At 73.0% G+C, this 17,037-nt stretch carries 17 protein-coding genes; 10 read left to right on the plus strand and 7 right to left on the minus strand.

Translation table 11 applies throughout. The features are described 5' to 3' along the window. Window positions 1-9 precede the first annotated feature (9 nt). A complete protein-coding gene (gene nudC / locus RQG84_RS08890; protein WP_311209744.1) occupies window positions 10-885 on the plus strand; it encodes an NAD(+) diphosphatase in 876 nt (291 codons plus the stop codon). Window positions 886-997: 112 nt separating this feature from the next. Here nudC and RQG84_RS08895 read toward each other — a convergent pair whose 3' ends face one another. After that, entirely contained in the window at window positions 998-1,243 is a 246-nt protein-coding gene (locus RQG84_RS08895; RefSeq protein WP_055966639.1) for a mycoredoxin, read from the minus strand. Window positions 1,244-1,409: 166 nt separating this feature from the next. On the opposite strand from RQG84_RS08895, the gene RQG84_RS08900 reads away from it, so the two are divergent. Further along, entirely contained in the window at window positions 1,410-3,452 is a 2,043-nt protein-coding gene (locus RQG84_RS08900; RefSeq protein ID WP_311209745.1) for an ATP-dependent DNA helicase UvrD2, read from the plus strand. On the opposite strand, the gene RQG84_RS08905 is transcribed toward RQG84_RS08900, so the two are convergent. Next, window positions 3,449-4,327: a LysR family transcriptional regulator ArgP gene (locus RQG84_RS08905; RefSeq protein WP_311209746.1), complete on the minus strand. Its 879-nt coding sequence runs from the start codon at window positions 4,325-4,327 to the stop codon at window positions 3,449-3,451. The two genes, RQG84_RS08900 and RQG84_RS08905, sit on opposite strands and share 4 nt — an antisense overlap. A 70-nt stretch (window positions 4,328-4,397) precedes the next feature. On the opposite strand from RQG84_RS08905, the gene RQG84_RS08910 reads away from it, so the two are divergent. Further along, complete coding sequence (locus RQG84_RS08910) at window positions 4,398-5,045, plus strand: LysE/ArgO family amino acid transporter (RefSeq protein ID WP_311209747.1); 648 nt, start codon at window positions 4,398-4,400, stop codon at window positions 5,043-5,045. Window positions 5,046-5,100: 55 nt separating this feature from the next. Here the strand turns inward: RQG84_RS08910 and RQG84_RS08915 are convergent, their stop codons facing one another. The 3 genes from RQG84_RS08915 to RQG84_RS08925 all read right to left on the minus strand — a co-directional run bounded on the left by RQG84_RS08915 (window position 5,101) and on the right by RQG84_RS08925 (window position 7,553). Beyond that, window positions 5,101-6,489, minus strand: a complete 1,389-nt coding sequence (locus RQG84_RS08915) for an AarF/ABC1/UbiB kinase family protein (RefSeq protein ID WP_311209748.1) — start codon at window positions 6,487-6,489, stop codon at window positions 5,101-5,103. A 24-nt stretch (window positions 6,490-6,513) separates the two neighbouring features. Beyond that, on the minus strand, window positions 6,514-7,314 hold the full coding sequence (locus RQG84_RS08920; protein ID WP_311209749.1) for a hypothetical protein: 801 nt from the start codon (window positions 7,312-7,314) through the stop codon (window positions 6,514-6,516). A gap of 80 nt (window positions 7,315-7,394) precedes the next feature. Beyond that, window positions 7,395-7,553: a DUF5679 domain-containing protein gene (locus RQG84_RS08925; protein ID WP_164468777.1), complete on the minus strand. Its 159-nt coding sequence runs from the start codon at window positions 7,551-7,553 to the stop codon at window positions 7,395-7,397. Window positions 7,554-8,037: 484 nt separating this feature from the next. On the opposite strand from RQG84_RS08925, the gene RQG84_RS08930 reads away from it, so the two are divergent. Next, complete coding sequence (locus tag RQG84_RS08930; protein WP_235499138.1) at window positions 8,038-8,529, plus strand: YgjP-like metallopeptidase domain-containing protein; 492 nt, start codon at window positions 8,038-8,040, stop codon at window positions 8,527-8,529. Here the strand turns inward: RQG84_RS08930 and RQG84_RS08935 are convergent. Both RQG84_RS08935 and RQG84_RS08940 read right to left on the minus strand, forming a co-directional pair. After that, complete coding sequence (locus tag RQG84_RS08935) at window positions 8,483-9,037, minus strand: NUDIX domain-containing protein (RefSeq protein ID WP_311209750.1); 555 nt, start codon at window positions 9,035-9,037, stop codon at window positions 8,483-8,485. The two genes, RQG84_RS08930 and RQG84_RS08935, sit on opposite strands and share 47 nt — an antisense overlap. Beyond that, window positions 9,034-10,491: a zinc-dependent metalloprotease gene (locus RQG84_RS08940; RefSeq protein WP_311209751.1), complete on the minus strand. Its 1,458-nt coding sequence runs from the start codon at window positions 10,489-10,491 to the stop codon at window positions 9,034-9,036. Before RQG84_RS08940 ends, RQG84_RS08935 begins: the two co-directional genes overlap by 4 nt. A 108-nt stretch (window positions 10,492-10,599) precedes the next feature. Between RQG84_RS08940 and RQG84_RS08945 the strand changes: the two genes are divergently transcribed. The 6 genes from RQG84_RS08945 (at window position 10,600) to RQG84_RS08970 (ending at window position 17,034) form a co-directional block, all read left to right on the plus strand. Further along, window positions 10,600-11,022: a molybdenum cofactor biosynthesis protein MoaE gene (locus RQG84_RS08945; protein WP_311209752.1), complete on the plus strand. Its 423-nt coding sequence runs from the start codon at window positions 10,600-10,602 to the stop codon at window positions 11,020-11,022. Between the two features lie 55 nt (window positions 11,023-11,077). After that, window positions 11,078-12,199, plus strand: a complete 1,122-nt coding sequence (locus tag RQG84_RS08950) for a PDZ domain-containing protein (RefSeq protein ID WP_311209753.1) — start codon at window positions 11,078-11,080, stop codon at window positions 12,197-12,199. Beyond that, window positions 12,190-12,753, plus strand: coding sequence for a PPA1309 family protein (locus RQG84_RS08955; protein ID WP_311209754.1), 564 nt, complete (start codon window positions 12,190-12,192; stop codon window positions 12,751-12,753). The genes RQG84_RS08950 and RQG84_RS08955 overlap by 10 nt, the downstream gene beginning before the upstream one ends. A 63-nt stretch (window positions 12,754-12,816) precedes the next feature. Next, window positions 12,817-15,744: a UPF0182 family protein gene (locus RQG84_RS08960; RefSeq protein WP_311209755.1), complete on the plus strand. Its 2,928-nt coding sequence runs from the start codon at window positions 12,817-12,819 to the stop codon at window positions 15,742-15,744. Between the two features lie 139 nt (window positions 15,745-15,883). After that, complete coding sequence (locus tag RQG84_RS08965) at window positions 15,884-16,639, plus strand: cyclase family protein (protein ID WP_311209756.1); 756 nt, start codon at window positions 15,884-15,886, stop codon at window positions 16,637-16,639. Continuing rightward, window positions 16,636-17,034: a hypothetical protein gene (locus tag RQG84_RS08970; RefSeq protein WP_311209757.1), complete on the plus strand. Its 399-nt coding sequence runs from the start codon at window positions 16,636-16,638 to the stop codon at window positions 17,032-17,034. The genes RQG84_RS08965 and RQG84_RS08970 overlap by 4 nt, the downstream gene beginning before the upstream one ends. Window positions 17,035-17,037: the final 3 nt, after the last annotated feature.

Here is a 17,037-nt window from a genome sequence, read left to right on the forward strand (position 1 = left end):
GCTGTCGGGGTGAGTGATCCCGCACCGTTCGCCTTCGACCGCGCCCGCCACGACCGTGCCGGCCACCTGCGTGCCCACGACGCGTGGGACGGCCCCGACGTCGAGGTCCTGGTGCTCGGCGGCGAGCACGTGGCCACCGTCGACGGGCCCGCACTGCGGTGGCTCCCGCGTGACGAGGCGCCCGACGGCACGTGGATCTTCCTGGGTGAGCAGGACGGCGTCCGCCGCGCAGCCGTCGTGGTCGACCGGGTCCCCGCCGACCTGGTGCCGGTCAGCGTCCGGGTGCTGGCGCCGCTGCTGGGCGCCGACGAGCTGTCGGTGGCCGTGCACGCGGTGGGCATGGCCCGGTGGCTGGCGGCCACGCCCTTCTGCCCTCGCTGCGGTGGGGTCACGCAGGTCCAGGCCGCGGGCCACCTGCGGCACTGCACCCAGTGCGGGACGAACCACTTCCCGCGCACGGATCCCGCCGTGATCATGCTGGTGACCGACGACCGGGACCGGGCCCTGCTCGGCCACCAGGCGACGTGGCCCGAGGGTCGATGGTCCACGCTGGCGGGCTTCGTGGAGCCGGGGGAGAGCCTCGAGGACGCCGTGCGGCGCGAGGTCCACGAGGAGGCCGGCGTGGTCGTCGGCGAGGTCGCCTACGGCGGGAGCCAGCCGTGGCCGTTCCCCGCGAGCCTGATGCTCGGGTTCTTCGCCAAGGCCGTCACCACGGACATCGAGGTCGACGGTGTGGAGCTCGGCGCGGCGCAGTGGGTCACGCGCGAGGAGCTGCGCGCCCAGGGTGAGGCCGGCACGCTGCTGCTGCCTCCGAGCGGCGTCTCGATCTCGAGCTGGCTCATCGAGTCATGGTTCGGCGAACCCATCCCGGCGGGCTGGTTCTGACGGGCGGTCGCACGAGTCGACGAGAGGTAGGTGTCGCACCTCTTCTGCCGCGCGAAGGGTGCGAGACCTACCTCTGACGGCCTCGTTCGGTGCGAGACCTACCTCTGACGGTTCAGACGCCGAGCTGGGCCTTGACCTGGGCGACGGAGGGGTTGGTCAGGGCGGTGCCGTCGGCGAAGACCAGCGTGGGCACGGTCTGGTTGCCGTTGTTGGCCTTCTCGACCACCGCTGCGGCCTCGGGCTGGGCCTCGATGTCGACCTCGGCGAAGTTGGTGATGCCCTCGCGCTGCAGCTGCGACTTGAGGCGGTGGCAGTAGCCGCACCACGGGGTCGAGTAGAGGGTGAAGTCGCCGGTCATCGTTGTCTCCTGTGACGTCTAGGGTGGTCCTGTCGAGTCAACGATCTCGCGCCCCGCGACATTCCACCTCCCCAGTGTGGCGGGCGCGGTCGCCGGCTCCCTGAAGAGACCAGCTCGACGTGACCAGCTCGACCTCACCGAACCGACCCACCCGCAGGAGCGTGCGTTGCCCACCCCCGAGGACCTCCTGGAGAACCTCGACCCCGAGCAGCGGGCCGCCGCCACCGCGCTGCGGGGGCCGGTCTGCATCGTGGCCGGTGCCGGCACGGGCAAGACCCGGGCCATCACCCACCGCATCGCCTACGGCGTGGCCACGGGCCTGTACGTGCCCACCGAGGTGCTGGCCCTGACCTTCACGACCCGCGCCGCCGGCGAGATGCGGGGTCGCCTCGCGCAGCTGCAGGCGCCGGGGGTGCAGGCGCGCACCTTCCACTCGGCCGCGCTGCGCCAGGCGCGCTACTTCTGGCCGCAGGTCTACGGCACCGAGCTCCCCGAGATCGTCGCCTCCAAGTTCGGTCTGGTCGCCGAGGCCGCCAACCGCGAAGGCATCCGGCGCCCCGACAACGCCGTCATCCGCGACCTCGCCGCCGAGGTGGAGTGGGCCAAGGTCAGCAACGTCCGTGGCACCGACTACCCCGACGTCGCACGGCGCCGGGGTCGCGAGGTCGCCGACCTCGACCCCACCCGCGTCGCGGCCGTCATGAGCGCCTACGAGGACGTCAAGCGCGAGCGTGGGCGCATCGACTTCGAGGACATCCTGCTCATCACCGCGGCGATCCTCGCCGACGACGAGCGCATCGCCGCCCAGGTCCGACGGCAGTACCGCTGGTTCGTGGTCGACGAGTACCAGGACGTCAACCCGCTGCAGTCCACGCTGCTCGACCTGTGGCTCGGCGGCCGCGACGACGTGTGCGTCGTGGGTGACCCGCGGCAGACGATCTACACGTTCGCCGGCGCCTCGCCGCGCATCCTCGGGGACTTCGCGCAGCGCTACCCCGACGCCGAGCGGATCCAGCTGGTGCGCAACTACCGCTCCACGCCGCAGGTGGTGGCCGTCGCGAACGCGGTGTTCCAGGGGGCCGCGGGCGAGGCGCACGGCCGACCGCTGCAGTCGCAGGCCGCGCCTGCGGAGCCGGTGCGCTACCTCGGCCACAACGACGAGCCGAGCGAGGCCGCGTCGGTGGCCGACGAGATCGTGCGTCTGCACCGCTCGGGCGTGCCGTACCGCGAGATGGCGGTGCTGTTCCGCATCAACGCGCAGTCCGAGGCGTTCGAGGAGGCCTTCGGCGAGCGCGACATCCCCGTCACCCTGCGCGGGGTCGAGGGGTACTTCCAGCGTGCCGAGGTCCGCCAGGCGGTCACGCTTCTGCGCGGTGCGGCGCGAGCCGGCGACGACGGCACCGACGCCACCGCCGATACCGGGTCGCCGGACCACGGACGTCTCGGCCACGAGGTGCGCGCGGTGCTGGCGAGCATGGGCCACACCGAGACGGCGCCGTCGGGCAGCGGCGCCACCCGCGACCGGTGGGAGTCGCTGCACGCGCTCGTCACCATGGCCGACGACCTCGCCGAGGCCCGCGGCGACGCCACGTTGGCCGACCTCCTGACCGACCTCGAACGGCGTGCCCAGGCGTCGCACGCACCCACGGCCGAGGGCGTCACGCTGGCCACCCTCCACGCCGCCAAGGGCCTGGAGTGGGATGCGGTGTTCTGCGTCGGCATGCACGAGGGCATGCTCCCGATCGTCCACGCCGACACGCCCGAGGGGGTGGCCGAGGAGCGCCGCCTGTTCTACGTCGGCGTCACCCGCGCACGCCGCCACCTGACGATCTCCTGGTCGCGGGCCCGCAAGCCCGGCGGACGCCAGGGCCGCAAGCCCACCCGCTTCCTCGATCCTCTGCTGCCACCGGACCACCCGTCCCGTGGCGGCACGGTGGGCCCGCGCCCCAAGAAGCGCACCAACACCGAGCTCGAGGCGCTCGACCCGGCCGACCGCGCCCTGTTCGACCGGCTCAAGCAGTGGCGGAGCGAGCAGGCGGCCGAGGCCAAGGTGCCCGCCTACGTCGTGTTCACCGACGCCACGCTGCTCGCGCTGGTGGAGCTGCGCCCGCGCGACGAGCGCGGACTCGTGGGCATCCCCGGCATCGGCCAGACCAAGCGCGAGCGCTACGGCGAGGGTGTGCTGGCGGTGCTCAGCGCGTCGGACTAGCCGCGCGCGAGGGTCGAGCGGGCGGTCCCCACCACGGCGTCGGTGAGCCCGTCGAGCAGTGCCGAGGAAGTGCGCCACCGCTGCCACCACAGGACGGTGCGCATCGTCGGACCGCCCAGGTCCACCAGGTGCGGGTGCTCCCGGGAGTGCTGTCGCGGCACCAGGCCCCAGCCGAGGCCGAGCGCGACCGCGCGGGTGAAGTCGTGCGACGAGGGGACCAGGTGGCGCGGCGTGGCGTCGGCATCGACGTCGCGCGTGGCGAGCCAGTCCCGCTGGAGCGTGTCGGTGCGGTCGTAGTCGACGCGCGGGGCCTGCCGGAGGGCCACGGCGTCGACGCCGTCCGGCGCCCAGCGTCGGACCCACGACGGCGCGGCCATGGCGCGGTACTCGATCGCACCGAGCGGTTCGACGCGGCATCCGGGAACGGGGTCGCTCTGCGCGGTGATCGCCGCGACGACCGTGCCGTCCTCGAGCATGCCGGCGGTCCGGCTCTGGTCCTCGCGGTGCAGCTCGACCTCCACGTCGTGCGAGGCGGTGAACGCGGCCAGGGCGTCGAGGAACCAGGTGGCCAACGAGTCGGCGTTGACGGCCACCGCCAGGTGCGGTCGACGTGGCCCGGTGAGACCGAGCTCGGTGGCGACGTCCTGGTCCAGCAGGGCGACACGGCGTGCGTACCGCAGGACGGCCTCGCCGGCATCGGTCGCCCTGACGGGAGTGCTACGGACGAGCAGCCTCTGCCCGAGCGCCTGCTCGAGCGCCTTGACCCGCTGGCTCACCGCCGACGGGGTCACGTGCAGCTGACGTGCCGCGGCGTCGAAGGTCCCGGCGTCGACGACCGCCGCCACGGTCCGGGCGGCTACAGGGTCGGTCCACATGAAGCAAGTCTAATGACACTGCAGGATTCTTCGCTGTACCTGAGGATCGATCCTCCCTAGCGTGGACGTCATGACCAGCCTTCTCGCGGGACTCGGCACCGGGCTCGCGCTCATCGTGGCCATCGGCGCACAGAACGCGTTCGTGCTGCGCCAGGGACTTCGCCGCGAGCACGTTGGCCTCGTGGTGGCCGTGTGCGCGGTCTCCGACCTCGTGCTCATCGGCGTCGGCGTGACCGGCCTCGGTCGCGTGGTCGACGCCGTGCCGTGGTTCGTCGACGCAGCGCGGTGGGGTGGCGCGGCCTTCCTGGCGGGGTACGCGGTCCTCGCGGCACGGCGGGCCCTGTCCTCGAGCGGCGAGGCGCTCGAGGTCGGCGCGGAGGCGGCGTCCTCGGACGCCGACCGGGCCACCGGGGTGCTGAAGGTCCGCTCCTCCGCCACCCGCGTGGCGGCGACCGCCCTCGCGCTGACGTGGCTGAACCCGCACGTCTACCTCGACACGGTGGTGCTCCTCGGCTCGGTGGCCGCCTCGCACGGGGGGAGCCGCCTCTGGTTCGCGGTCGGCGCGATGGCGGCGAGCGTGCTCTGGTTCGGTGGCCTCGGGTACGGGGCGCGCCACCTCGGCCGATGGCTGCGGGACGCGAGGGCCTGGCGGATCCTCGACGGCGCCATCGCCTGCCTGATGCTCGTGCTGGCCGTCACGCTGGTCGTCGGAGGCTGAGGGGTCGGACGGATCCCTCAGGGCGGTGCGGTCGAGCCGGGTCGACCGGGCCCGGTCACTCGGGCGGTGCCCACGAGGAGGGGACGAACCCCGGGACGGACTCCTCCAGGATCGAGCGGAACGGGGCGGTGGCACCGAGCTGGCAGAGCACGCCGACGCCGCCGATCCACACCCGGTGGATCAGCAGGTACTCCGGCGGCAGGTTGATCTTCAGCGACGTCGACATGCCCTCGCCGCCGAGACCCACCCGGGTGGCCTGGTCGCGCAGCCAGGCCCGGGAGAAGGTGAACTCCTCGGCCACGGCGGGCTCGACGAACGGCGCGACGTAGGCGGCCATCACCTCGGGGTCGATCTTCGTGCCGGGCCGCAGGAATCCCTCGCCGCGCAGACCGTCGGTCACGGCCTCGGCATCACCGGAGACGGCGGCCGTGAGCAGCGGTCCCAGGGCGCGGGGGAGCCCGTCGGGAAGGTGGGCGACCGCACCGAAGTCGACGATCCCCAGGCGCCCGTCGGGCAGGATCCGGAAGTTGCCGGGGTGTGGATCGGCGTGCAGCATGCCCACGCGATCGGGGCTCGCGAGCAGGAACCGCACGTACCGCGAACCGTAGAGGTCGCGGTCGGCCTGGCTGCCGGAGCGGATCAGCTCGGCGAGCGAGCTCGTGCTCTCCATCCACTCGCTCACGAGCACGCGCTCGGTGCCGTCGACGACGGCCGGGACCATGAGGTCCGGGTCGTCGCGGTACTCCTCGTGGAAGCGCTGCTGCGCCGTGGCCTCGAGTCGGTAGTCGAGCTCCTCGACCACCCGCTCCTCCAGCTCCGCGAGGAGGGCCTTGACGTCGATGCCCGGTGCGAGGACGCCGAGGAGTCGCGAGATCCTCGAGAGCTGGCGCAGGTCCGACCGCAGGGCCTTCGCCGCACCGGGGTACTGGATCTTGACGGCGACCTCGCGGCCGTCGTGCCAGCGCCCGCGGTGCACCTGGCCGATGGACGCGGCCGCGGCCGGCTGGTCGCCGATCTCCACGAGCCGCTCCCGCCAGTCCTCGCCCATCTCGGCAGCGAGCTGGCGGTGCACGACGCCCGCGGGCATCGGCGGCGCGGCGTCCTGGAGCTTGGTGAGGGTCTCGCGGTAGGGCGCGGCGATCTCCTCGGGCAGGGCGGCCTCGAAGATGCTCATGGCCTGGCCGACCTTCATGGCCCCGCCCTTGAGCTGACCGAGCACGGTGAAGACCTGCTCGGCGGTGCGGCGCTGCACCTCGGTGACCACGGCGTCGGCGGGAGCACCACCGATGCGACGTCCGACGCCGAGGGCCGTCCGCCCTGCGAAGCCCACGGGGAGGGCCGCGAGCCTGGCCCCACGCGTGAAGGCGCCGACGGGCAGCGACGAGCGCGAGCGTCGGCTCGAACCACCGTCGGTGGGCTCGACCTCGTCCTCGTCATGGGTCACGACCTCAGGATAGGTCGATCGTCCTCACTCGGCCCGGTGCAGGAGGCTCGTGCAGCCCTCGTGGACGAGGACGGCTTCGTGCTCGAGCCGCCTGCCACCGAGGTGCAGCACCGCTCCCACCGTCTCGGGCCGGCGGCGCTCGGCCCACGCGAGAGTCTGCTCGGCCGCGAGTGCGGCGGCCCGGAGCACCAGGCTCGTGGCCGGACGGGGTGGTGGGGCCGGGACGAGAGGCCGGCCGAGCTGGGGGAGCGTGGCACGCCACGCCGGGTCCCACGCGGCACGCGCCGCGTCGTGGCAGCCGAGGCACGGTGTGCGACCGGCGAGCGTGAGCGGACCCAGGCGCCCCCAGTCGTCACCGAGCACGAGCGGGAGGACCGGCACGCCGGTCTCGACGGCGCGCGCCACCCAGCTGCGCGGCGGCTCGCCCGCCGCCACCAGCACGAGGAGCGCCGACTCGTCGGACGGGTCGGGGCGCAGTCCGAGGTCGTCGAGGGCGGTCCGGACGAGAGCCGTCGCCCTCTGGCTGCCGCCCCAGGCCTGCACGCGCAGCGTGAGTGCCGGGGGAGCAGTGGGCGGGTGCGGGTCGAGTGCTCCTCGCGCCACGAGCTCGTGGACCACGGCCGTCACGTCGTCGACGAGCTCGGGCACCCGTTCCGCCGCCAGGCGGGCGAGCGCGTCGAGCCCGCGCCCGTCGAGCAGGCGCAGCAGCCGCACGAGTCCGGGTCGGTCGGGAACCAGGACACCCGGCCGCCCACCGACCACGAGGGTGCGGGCGTCCCGACGGACGACGTCGCCACCGGGAGGCAGGACGGGCCGCAGCTGCATGGCCCCAGCCTGCCGAGCGTGCCCGGACCTGACGAGGCCGACGTCCACAGCGGACGCGGCCGAGCCGGTGCGGGGTCGGCTCAGGCCTTGCCGAGGATGCGGTTGAGCTTGGTGCCGCACTCCGGACAGGTGCCCTTCGCCATCCGGGTGCCCTTCTCGCTGACGACGACGTCGCCCGTGGCCTCGCGCTTGTCCTTGCACTTGACGCAGTAGAACTCGCCGCTCCAGGTCTCCGACATGGCTGCCTCCCGTGGGTGTGGTGCTCGTCACACGCACTCTAGCGGCCACCCGGTTCGGGAGCCTCGGGTCGCAGCCGGGGCGAGTCTCCGGCGGGCCCGGACGGTGGCGCCGGGGCGGGTTTCGAACCGGGCTCGCCGGGGGCGGAGGCGGACATGGAGCAGCCGGGCTCCCGAGGGGGTCTGCCTTCCCCTGCGGACCGTGTTCGGGAGCCCGGCTGAGGGACAACGTAGGGGTCGGGGGAGTCGGCGTCAACCGATCTGCGGAACTGGTTGTCCACTCCTGTGGACAACGTTGTGGGGAACGTGTGGGGATCGCCGGACAGGGGTGTGGACGGCCGGTGGACAGACCGCCGTCGGACGGTGCACGGGGCGGTGACGAGGCGCCGGTGCACTCCTCTGACCTGCACGGACTCCGACGCCTCCGGCCGGGGTCCTGTGGACGGAAAGATCCTCGCCCGTGGGGTCGTGCCCTACCGTGCTCGACGTGGGCGAGGTGGAGATCAGGCGCAGTGCGCGACGTCGGCGGACGATCCAGGCGTATCGCGACGGCGACCGGACGATCGTGCTCGTGCCGGCGCACCTGACCCCCGAGCAGGAGCGCGAGGAGGTGGCCCGTCTCGTTGCACGCCTCGACGCCCGAGCCGAGCGGTCACCGCGCAGCGACGCCGCCCTCATGGCGCGGGCGCTCGAGCTCTCCGAGCGGTACCTGGACGGCCGTGCCCGACCCACGTCGGTGCGGTGGGTCACGAACCAGAGCACGCGCTGGGGCTCGTGCACCGCGTCCACCGGGGCCATCCGCATCTCCCACCGGGTTCGGGACATGCCCGACTACGTCGTCGACCACGTGGTCCTGCACGAGCTCGCCCACCTCGTGGAGGCCAACCACTCACGGCGGTTCTGGGCGCTCCTCGAGGGCTACCCCCACGCGGTCAAGGCCGAGGGGTTCCTCGAAGGCGTGTCCTGGCAGCAGCGATGAGGGCGAGCGTGTCGGCGTCGGTCGGCTCCACGGCCTCGTCCACGCCGAACCAGCGCACCGGGTCCTCGCCCTCGGCCACCACGGGCTCGGCCCCGGCCGGCGCCACGGCGAGCAGCTGCACGTCGAGGTGGTGTCCGCCGGGGGAGCAGAACGGCACGGCGTGGCGCGACAGCCTGAGCGGGACGGGATCCAGCCGCAGCCCCTCGATGCCGGTCTCCTCGAGTGCCTCACGAGCGCCTGCACCGACGACGTCGACGTCCTCCGGCTCGCAGTGACCGCCGGTCTGCAGCCACAACCCGGCCTTGGCGTGCCGCACGAGCAGCACGCGCTCGGCGTCGGCCGTGATCACCAGGGCGCTCACGGTCAGGTGGTCGGGGCGGCACGAGCGCAGCATGCCGTCGGGTGCTGTCGCCAGGTGCTCCAGGTACCGCAGGCGGAGCGCCTCCTGGTCGCCGTCGGGCGCCGTCCACGCCTCGAGGGTGCGGACGGCACTGGTGTGCAGGCTCACCGCTCGTCGTCGGGCGAGGAGTCGGGCTCCTGCGACAGCAGCTCGTCGAGCGCCGCGTCGAAGCCGTCGTCGGCCGTCTCGCCGCTGGCGAAGCCCAGCGGGTCGTCGAGGTCGGCCGCCGTGGGCATGAGGTCGGGGTGGGTCCAGGCCGCGTCGCGAGCCGCCGGTCCCTGACGGTCGCGGACGGCGGCCCACAGGTTGGCCGCGTCGCGCAGTCGCCGGGGGCGGAGCTCGAGCCCCACCAGGGAGGCGAAGGTCTGCTCGGCCGGCCCGCCGGTGGCGCGACGACGTCGGACGGCCTCGGCGAGGGCCGGGGCCGACGGCATGTCGGCGGCGGCCTGCGCGACGACCTCGTCGACCCAGCCCTCGACGAAGGCCAGCAAGGTCTCGAGCCGATCGACGGCGTGCTGCTGGCCGGGTGTGCGCTTGGGCTCGAAGAGCCCACCCTGCATGGCCTCGGCGATCGCCTCGGGCCGGGTGGGATCGATCTCGCGCACCTGAGCCTCGATGGCCTCGACGTCGATCCGGGTGCCGCTGCCGAACTCGTCGATCGCGCCGACCAGGGCCTGCTCGAGCCACGGTGCGTGGGCGAACAGACGGTGGTGCGCGCACTCACGGAGGGTGACGTGGAGCAGCACGTCGGCCGGGGAGTGCTCCAGGCCCTCGCCGAAGGCCGCCACGTTGTGCGGCAGCACGGCCGCCACGCCGCGGGGGCCCATCGGCAGACCGATGTCGGTGGACGACAGGACCTCGGTGGCGAGTCCGGCGAGCCCCTGGCCGATCTGCTGGGCGAACATGGCGCTGCCGGCCTGGTTGAGGATGCCGATGAGGGGTCCGGCCATCGCGCGGGCCTCCTCGGGGATGGCCTGGCCGATCGCGCCGACGACGTTGTCGGCGATCGGCTCGACGAGACGACGCCACGACGTGCCGGTGGCCTCGATCCACTCCGCGCGGCTCCAGGCGGCGGACGAGGTGGCGGCCGCGGGGACGTCGGTGACGCGGTCGAGCCAGGACTCGGCCAGGCGCACCGCGTCGGCGACGGCGCCCACCTGGCCCCCGTGCGGGGCCGGGTCGGGGCCGGCGGCGGCCACGGCCTTGCGTGCCACGTCGCGGGCGGTGCCGAAGTCGACGGACCCGTCCGATCCCGCCCCGCTGAACATCTGCTGCATCTGGCCGAAGAGCGCGCTCAGGTCGGGGGTCTGGCCGCCGAAGCCGGCCGCCGGGCCGCCCGCACCCGGAGCACCGCCCATCGACCCGCCGAGGGCACCGAAGATCTGCTCGAGCGGGGTCCCGGCGAAGGGGTTCTGGCCGGCAGGACCGGGATCAGGAGAGCTGGGGCCGGTGGGCTCCGGGCCGAAGCGGGGCTGCCCGGACGCCCCGTCGGGCGTGCTGTCGGGTTGGGGGTCCCGCGGGTCCTCGTCGGCGTCGTCGCGGTCGTCAGGATGGTCGGCCATGACGCCAGGGTATCGAGAGGGCCCACGTCCTCGACGTCTCGCGCGGCGGTGTGGTCTCGAGGTCCGGGGCCGTCGGCGTGCTCGGGCGGACCGCACTACCGTGGGCCCATGAGCTCGGTCCGCCTCGTCGACGTCCGCGACACCGCCCTGAGCCTCGACGAGGTGTTCGAGGCGGTGCGCGACCCCGCCGCGGGCGGGGTGGCGCTGTTCGTGGGCACGGTCCGCGACCACGACGACGGTCGCGACGTGGCAGCCCTTCAGTACTCCGCGCACCCGAGCGCCGTGCAGCAGCTGCGCGAGGTGGCGGAGCGCGTCGCGCACGAGGAGGACGTCGTCGCGGTGGCCGCCGTGCACCGGGTGGGCGACCTCGCCATCGGGGACCTGGCCGTCGTGGTGGCGGTCTCGGCCGCGCACCGGGCAGAGGCCTTCGCCGCCGGGCGCCGACTCATCGACGAGCTCAAGGCCGAGGTCCCGGTGTGGAAGCACCAGACCTTCGGCGCGGGCGACGCCACGTGGGTCGGGGCCTGTTGATCGTCGCGGCCCGTCTCGATCTGCTGCGCTTGCCGCTGAACCCTAGGGTGGGGCCGTGGCCGAGGACGTGAGACCCGACGACGCGGCGCCCGGCGCCGACCCCGAGCAGGATGCCGCGCACCGCCTCGGCCGTCGCTACGCGACGATGCTGGTCGCCGGCGTCAGCCTGGTGGCGCTCACCTGCGTGGCCTTCCTGCTGCCGGCCCCCTACGTGACGCTGCGTCCCGGTCCCGCCTTCGACACGTTCGGCGAGATCGGCGGGGAGAAGATGTTCACGTTCGGCAAGGGCGTCAAGACCTATCCCGTCGACGGGTCCCTCGACTTCACCACCGTCTCGGTCACCCGCGCCGACAGCCGGCTCACGCTCGGCGACGTCGTCAGCGCGTACGTCAAGCCCGACATCGCGGTCGTCCCGCGCGACGTGGTCTACCCCGACGGCGAGTCGGACGAGGCCTCCCGCAGCGAGGGCCAGGCCCAGCTGACGAGCTCGAAGGACAGCTCGCTCGTGGTCGCCCTGCGCGCCGCCGGCTACACCGTGGGCGAGGAGCCTGCGGTCGTCGACGTCGCCGACGACGGCGCGGCCGCCGGTGTCCTCGAGAGCGAGGACGAGATCACGGCCGTCGACGGCCGCGCGACGCCGACGTCCACGGCCGTCGTCGAGGCCGTCGGTCGGGTCGAGCCCGGCGAGACGGTGCGTCTGGACGTGGTCAGGGACGGCAAGGAGCGGACCGTCGACCTCGCCACGCGCCCCGACCCGAAGGATCCCGCGATCCCGCGCATCGGCGTCAGCCTCGGCACGCGCTACGACTTCCCGATCGACGTCTCGAACAACGTCGGCGACGAGGTGGGCGGCCCGAGCGCGGGCACGATGTTCGCGCTCGCCATCTACGACCAGCTCACCCCCGGCTCCCTCACCGGCGGGCGCACGATCGCCGGGACCGGGACCCTCAGCCCGGACGGCACGGTCGGGCCGATCGGGGGAGTGCAGCAGAAGATCGCCGGAGCGGCCGCGGCCGGCGCCACGATCTTCCTGGTGCCGAGGAGCAACTGCGAGGAGGCGACCCGCGGTTCCGACCACGGCCTGCGCCTGGTCTCGGTCTCGTCGTTCAAGGAGGCCGTCGCCGACCTGGAGGCCCTCGCCGAGGATCCCGATGCGAAGGTGGCCTCATGTCGATGACCCCACCGCCGGCGTCGACCGGCGAGCCCCTGCCCTCGACCCCGCTGCGGCTCGTGGCCCTCGAGGTCGAGGCCCACGTGGCCGTCGACGGCTGGGACCAGCCGGCGCGCATGTACGCCCTCGTGCGCACGGCGGCCCTCGTCGAGGCCGAGCCGGGTCTGGCCGAGCAGCTCGCCGTGTCACTGCGCGACGCGCCCGACGGCTTCACGACCATCGAGCAGGAGCTCCCGCAGGACGGTCGTCCCCTCGAGGACGTGCTCGAGGGCATCGAGTGGCCCGACGCCGTCGACGGCTGTGCCGTCGTCGTCGAACGGATCATGCTGCCGCCGGAGGCCGAGGCCGACCTGCCCGACGACCCCGACGCCCTGGTCGAGGCGGTGGCGCAGCATCCCGAGCGCAAGGACGTCCGGCTGGTGGCGGCCGTCGACCGTGAGGGAGGTGGGCACAGCGCCGTGCGTGCTCGCACCCCCGACGACGCCCCGCTGCTCGAGGGGCCCGACCTCGTGCCGGGCCTGGTGCACGCACTGCGCCGGACCCTGGATGCGAGTGCCTGACGTAGGCTCTGAGCCCACCCCCGAACCGCCTTCCCCACCCCCGGACCCCAGACCTGGAGCCCCGTGAGCGACATCTTCGGAACACCCCGCCCGAGACCCGAGCCGACGCCCGGCGGCGTGGACCGACGCCGCAAGGTCCTGGTGCCGACCCTGGTCACCCTGGCCGCGCTGCTCTTCCTCGGCTCGATCTTCACCACGGTCTGGACCGACCGGCTCTGGTTCGCGTCCGTCGACTACTCGCGGGTGTTCACCACGATCATCCTCAACCGCGTCGGCCTCTTCGCGGTGTTCGGCCTGTTCTTCGGGCTCGTCGTCGCGGCCAACGCCTGGCTGGCGTACCGGCTTCGCCCGGACTCGGTCCCGATGCGCCGTGACGACCCGGCCTTCCGGTACCAGCAGACCCTCAACCCGGTGAAGCGCGCGGCTCTCGTGGTGCTGGCCCTCGTGCTCACCGTGTTCGCCGGGTCGGTGGCCTCGTCGCGGTGGGAGACGTTCCAGATGTGGCGCCACGGGACGGCCTTCGGCGAGAAGGACGCGCACTTCGGCAAGGACATCGGCTTCTTCGTCTTCGACCTGCCGTGGTTCAACTTCCTGTCCTCCTTCCTGTTCGCGCTCGTGGTCGTGGCCGTGCTCGTCACGGTGTTCGTGCACTACGTCTTCGGCGGGATCCGGTTCGCCGGTCGTGGCCCGAAGTTCAGCCGCGCCGCGCAGGTCCACGTGGCGGTGCTCGTCGGCTTCGGCGTGCTGCTGCGCGCGTTCGGCTACTGGCTCGGCCGCTACAACCTCGCGGTCGGCGACTCCGGGTTGTTCAGCGGCATCGGCTTCACCGACGCGAACGCGCGGATCCCGGCCGCCAACATCCTCATCGGCGTCGCGATCGTGTGCGCGCTGCTGTTCTTCGCCGCGGCCTTCGTCAAGTCCTGGGTGCTGCCGGGCGTCGGTCTCGGTCTGCTGCTGCTCACGTCGGTGCTCATCGGCGGCGTGTGGCCCTACGTCATGCAGTCCTTCCAGGTCCGCCCGTCCGAGCCGGACAAGGAGGGCCCGTACATCGCCCGCAACATCGAGGCGACCCGCGAGGCCTACGACATCGCCGACGTGGAGACCGAGGACTACACGGCCACCACGACGCTCACCCCGCAGGAGCTGAACGCCTCGGCCGAGTCGCGGGTGAGCACGCGACTGCTCGACCCGACGCTCATCTCGCCGGCGTTCGAGCAGCTGCAGCAGGTGCGCGGCTACTACACCGTCCCCGAGACGCTCGACGTCGACCGCTACAAGCTCGGTGACGACGAGACGCCGCAGGACGTCATCATCGCGGCCCGCGAGCTGTTCCTGAACGGTCTGCAGGACTCCCAGCGCAACTGGGCCAACGACCACACGGTCTACACCCACGGCTACGGCATCATCGCCGCGCGCGGCAACCAGCGTGGCGCACAGGGCGAGCCCGTGTGGGTGCAGAAGGACATCCCGCCGGTCGGCGAGATCGAGACCGAGGTGCCGCCGCGCATCTACTTCGGCGAGAACTCGCCGTCGTACTCCATCGTCGGACGACCTGACGGTGCCGACCCGATCGAGGTCGACATCCCGCGCGGCGGTGGGGCCGGCGACGACGACGGAGCCGAGAACGCCACGCAGAACACGTACGACGGCGAGGGTGGCGTGCCGGTCGGCAACCTGTTCCGCAAGGCGCTGTACGCGTTCAAGTTCGCCGAGCCGAACATCGTGCTGTCGAACCGCGTCAACGAGAACTCCAAGATCCTCTACGACCGTCACCCGCGTGACCGGGTCGAGAAGGTCGCGCCGTGGCTGACGGTCGACGGCGACACCTACCCGGCCGTCGTCGACGGCCGCGTGGTGTGGATCGTCGACGCCTACACGACGAGCAACAGCTACCCCTACAGCGAGCGGCGCTCGCTGCGGACGGCCACCGACGACACCCTCACGCAGGGGTCGGCGCAGGCGGCGCTGCCGACGGACAACGTGAACTACATGCGCAACTCCGTGAAGGCCGTCGTCGACGCCTACGACGGCTCGGTGAAGCTGTACCAGTGGGACGCGCAGGACCCGGTGCTCAAGACCTGGATGAAGGTCTTCCCCGGTGTCGTCGAGCCGAAGGCCGAGATCAGCGAGGGCCTGCTGGAGCACCTGCGCTACCCGGTGGACCTGTTCAAGGTCCAGCGCAACGTGCTCGAGCGCTACCACGTGACCGACGCGCAGACCTTCTACGAGGACGGCGAGCGCTGGCGCGTGCCGGAGGACCCGGCCACGCCGTCGGGCCAGACGCGCGCGCAGCAGCCGCCGTACTTCCTCACCACGACCCGCCCCGGCACGGAGGACCCCGCGTTCTCGCTGACGAGCGTCTACCTGCCCAACAGCAGGCAGAACCTGGCGGCGTTCATGTCGGTCAACTCCGAGGCGACCAGCGACGACTACGGCACGATGCAGATCCTGCAGCTGCCGTCCGAGACGCAGGTGCCGGGCCCGAGCCAGATCGCCAACCAGTTCAGCTCCGACCGTGGTGTGACGCAGGCGCTGCTGCAGTTCCGCCAGTCCGACGCGACGGTCCTGAACGGCAACCTGCTCACGCTGCCGGTCGGCGACGCGATGCTCTACGTCCAGCCGGTCTACATCCGGCGCCAGGCGAGCGAGGGCACCTACCCGGTGCTGCAGTTCGTGGCGGCGTCCTTCGGCGAGGAGGTCGGCTTCGGCCAGAATCTCGACGAGGCGCTCAGGGTGGCCCTCGGTCTCGAGGCGGGCTCGGTGCCCGACCCGGACGAGGAGGAGGCCGGCGGTGGCGCCGGCGGCGGTGGCGGCGACGCCCCGGCCACCGAGGGCAAGACCACGCAGGAGTACCTCGAGGACGCCTCGGCCGCCTACTCGGCCGCCCAGACGGCGCTCGAGGAGGGCGACCTCGCCGAGTACCAGCGCCGCATCGACCAGATGAACGCTGCGGTGCAGGACGCGCAGGACGCGCTCGGCAACCAGGAGTGACGACGAGACGACCCCGGGCCCGCCGTGCGGGACCCGGGGTCGTCCCGCGCCTGGGGTGTGCATCGGTGCGGGCGACGGCAGCCCGAGCCGACCGCACTCGCGCCTGGCACCGACGGACCCGTCGTGCGAGGCTGGACCGATGAGTCGCTATCCGTGGTGGGACCTGCACGCCCGGCTGCGCGAGGAGTGCGCGTCCGTCGACCTGACGCACGCCTTCCATCCTGGCCAGCCGCACTTCCCGGTCTTCCCCGACGAGCAGCGGAGCCAGGTCTTCGAGGTCGAGCGGGACGGGTTCGCCGTGCACCGCTACGAGCTGGTGGGGCAGTGGGGCACCCACGTGGACCCGCCCTCGCACTTCGTCGACGGTGCGCGGACGCTGGACCTCATCGGCGTCGATCAGATGATCCTGCCGCTCGTCGTCATCGACGTCTCCGAGCGGGTCGTGGACGACCCCGACACCGTCGTGACGCTCGAGGACGTCGAGGCCTGGGAGGCCGCGCACGGCCCGGTCCCGGAGGGCTCGTTCGTGGCCCTGCGGACCGACTGGCACCGGCGGTGGCCCGACGACGACGCGATGGCCAACCGCGACGAGGACGGCGTGGCGCACTACCCGGGATGGTCGCGCGAGGTGCTCGAGCACCTGGTCGAGCGAGTGGGGGTGGCCGCCATCGGCCACGAGACCACCGACACCGACCCGGGCAGCTCCACGTCGGCCGGTGACTACGGGCTCGAGCTGTACCTGCTGCAGCAGGACCGCTGGCAGATCGAGCTCATGGCGCACCTCGACCAGGTGCCGCCGGCCGGTGCGCTCGTCGTGGCGACGTGGCCCAAGCCGCAGGGCGGCTCGGGCTTCCCGGCCCGAGTCTTCGCGCTGGTGCCGAGAGCGAGACCGTGACGATCGACGGGCGGCTCGCGCGCGCCGGGCTGGCGTTCGGCGTGCTCGGGATCGTCCTCGTGCCGGCGGCGTGCTCCCTGTCCGATTCCGACCCCGACCCCGACGACCCGGTCCCCGAGGAGACGGTTCCCGTGGAGACGCCGATCCCCGAGGACCCGACGCTCACGGCGAAGCCGCCGGGCGGAACCCAGCGCGTCACCGGCGTCGTCGAGCGGTCCACCGAGGACCGGTGCCTCACGCTGGCCGCTCCCGGACGGACCTGGGTGCTCACGGGTGCGGTCGCCGGCCTGGAGACCGGCGACCGCGTCACCGTGAAGGGCCGGCCCGACCCCGACGCGACCACCACCTGCCAGCAGGGACCGGTGCTCGTCGTCGTCGAGGTCGAGCGGGGCTGAGCG

This window comes from Aeromicrobium sp. WCS2018Hpa-31 (genome assembly GCF_031843905.1).
Taxonomy (GTDB): Bacteria; Actinomycetota; Actinomycetes; order Propionibacteriales; family Nocardioidaceae; genus Aeromicrobium.

Coding starts and splice junctions, on each gene's coding strand:
- RQG84_RS08905 (WP_311209746.1), bottom strand. CDS start 4,327: ATGTGGACCGACCCTGTAGCCGCCCGGACCGTGGCGGCGGTCGTCGAC.
- RQG84_RS08920 (WP_311209749.1), bottom strand. CDS start 7,314: ATGCAGCTGCGGCCCGTCCTGCCTCCCGGTGGCGACGTCGTCCGTCGG.
- RQG84_RS08910 (WP_311209747.1), top strand. CDS start 4,398: ATGACCAGCCTTCTCGCGGGACTCGGCACCGGGCTCGCGCTCATCGTG.
- RQG84_RS08955 (WP_311209754.1), top strand. CDS start 12,190: ATGTCGATGACCCCACCGCCGGCGTCGACCGGCGAGCCCCTGCCCTCG.
- RQG84_RS08895 (WP_055966639.1), bottom strand. CDS start 1,243: ATGACCGGCGACTTCACCCTCTACTCGACCCCGTGGTGCGGCTACTGC.
- RQG84_RS08940 (WP_311209751.1), bottom strand. CDS start 10,491: ATGGCCGACCATCCTGACGACCGCGACGACGCCGACGAGGACCCGCGG.
- RQG84_RS08945 (WP_311209752.1), top strand. CDS start 10,600: ATGAGCTCGGTCCGCCTCGTCGACGTCCGCGACACCGCCCTGAGCCTC.
- RQG84_RS08925 (WP_164468777.1), bottom strand. CDS start 7,553: ATGTCGGAGACCTGGAGCGGCGAGTTCTACTGCGTCAAGTGCAAGGAC.
- RQG84_RS08965 (WP_311209756.1), top strand. CDS start 15,884: ATGAGTCGCTATCCGTGGTGGGACCTGCACGCCCGGCTGCGCGAGGAG.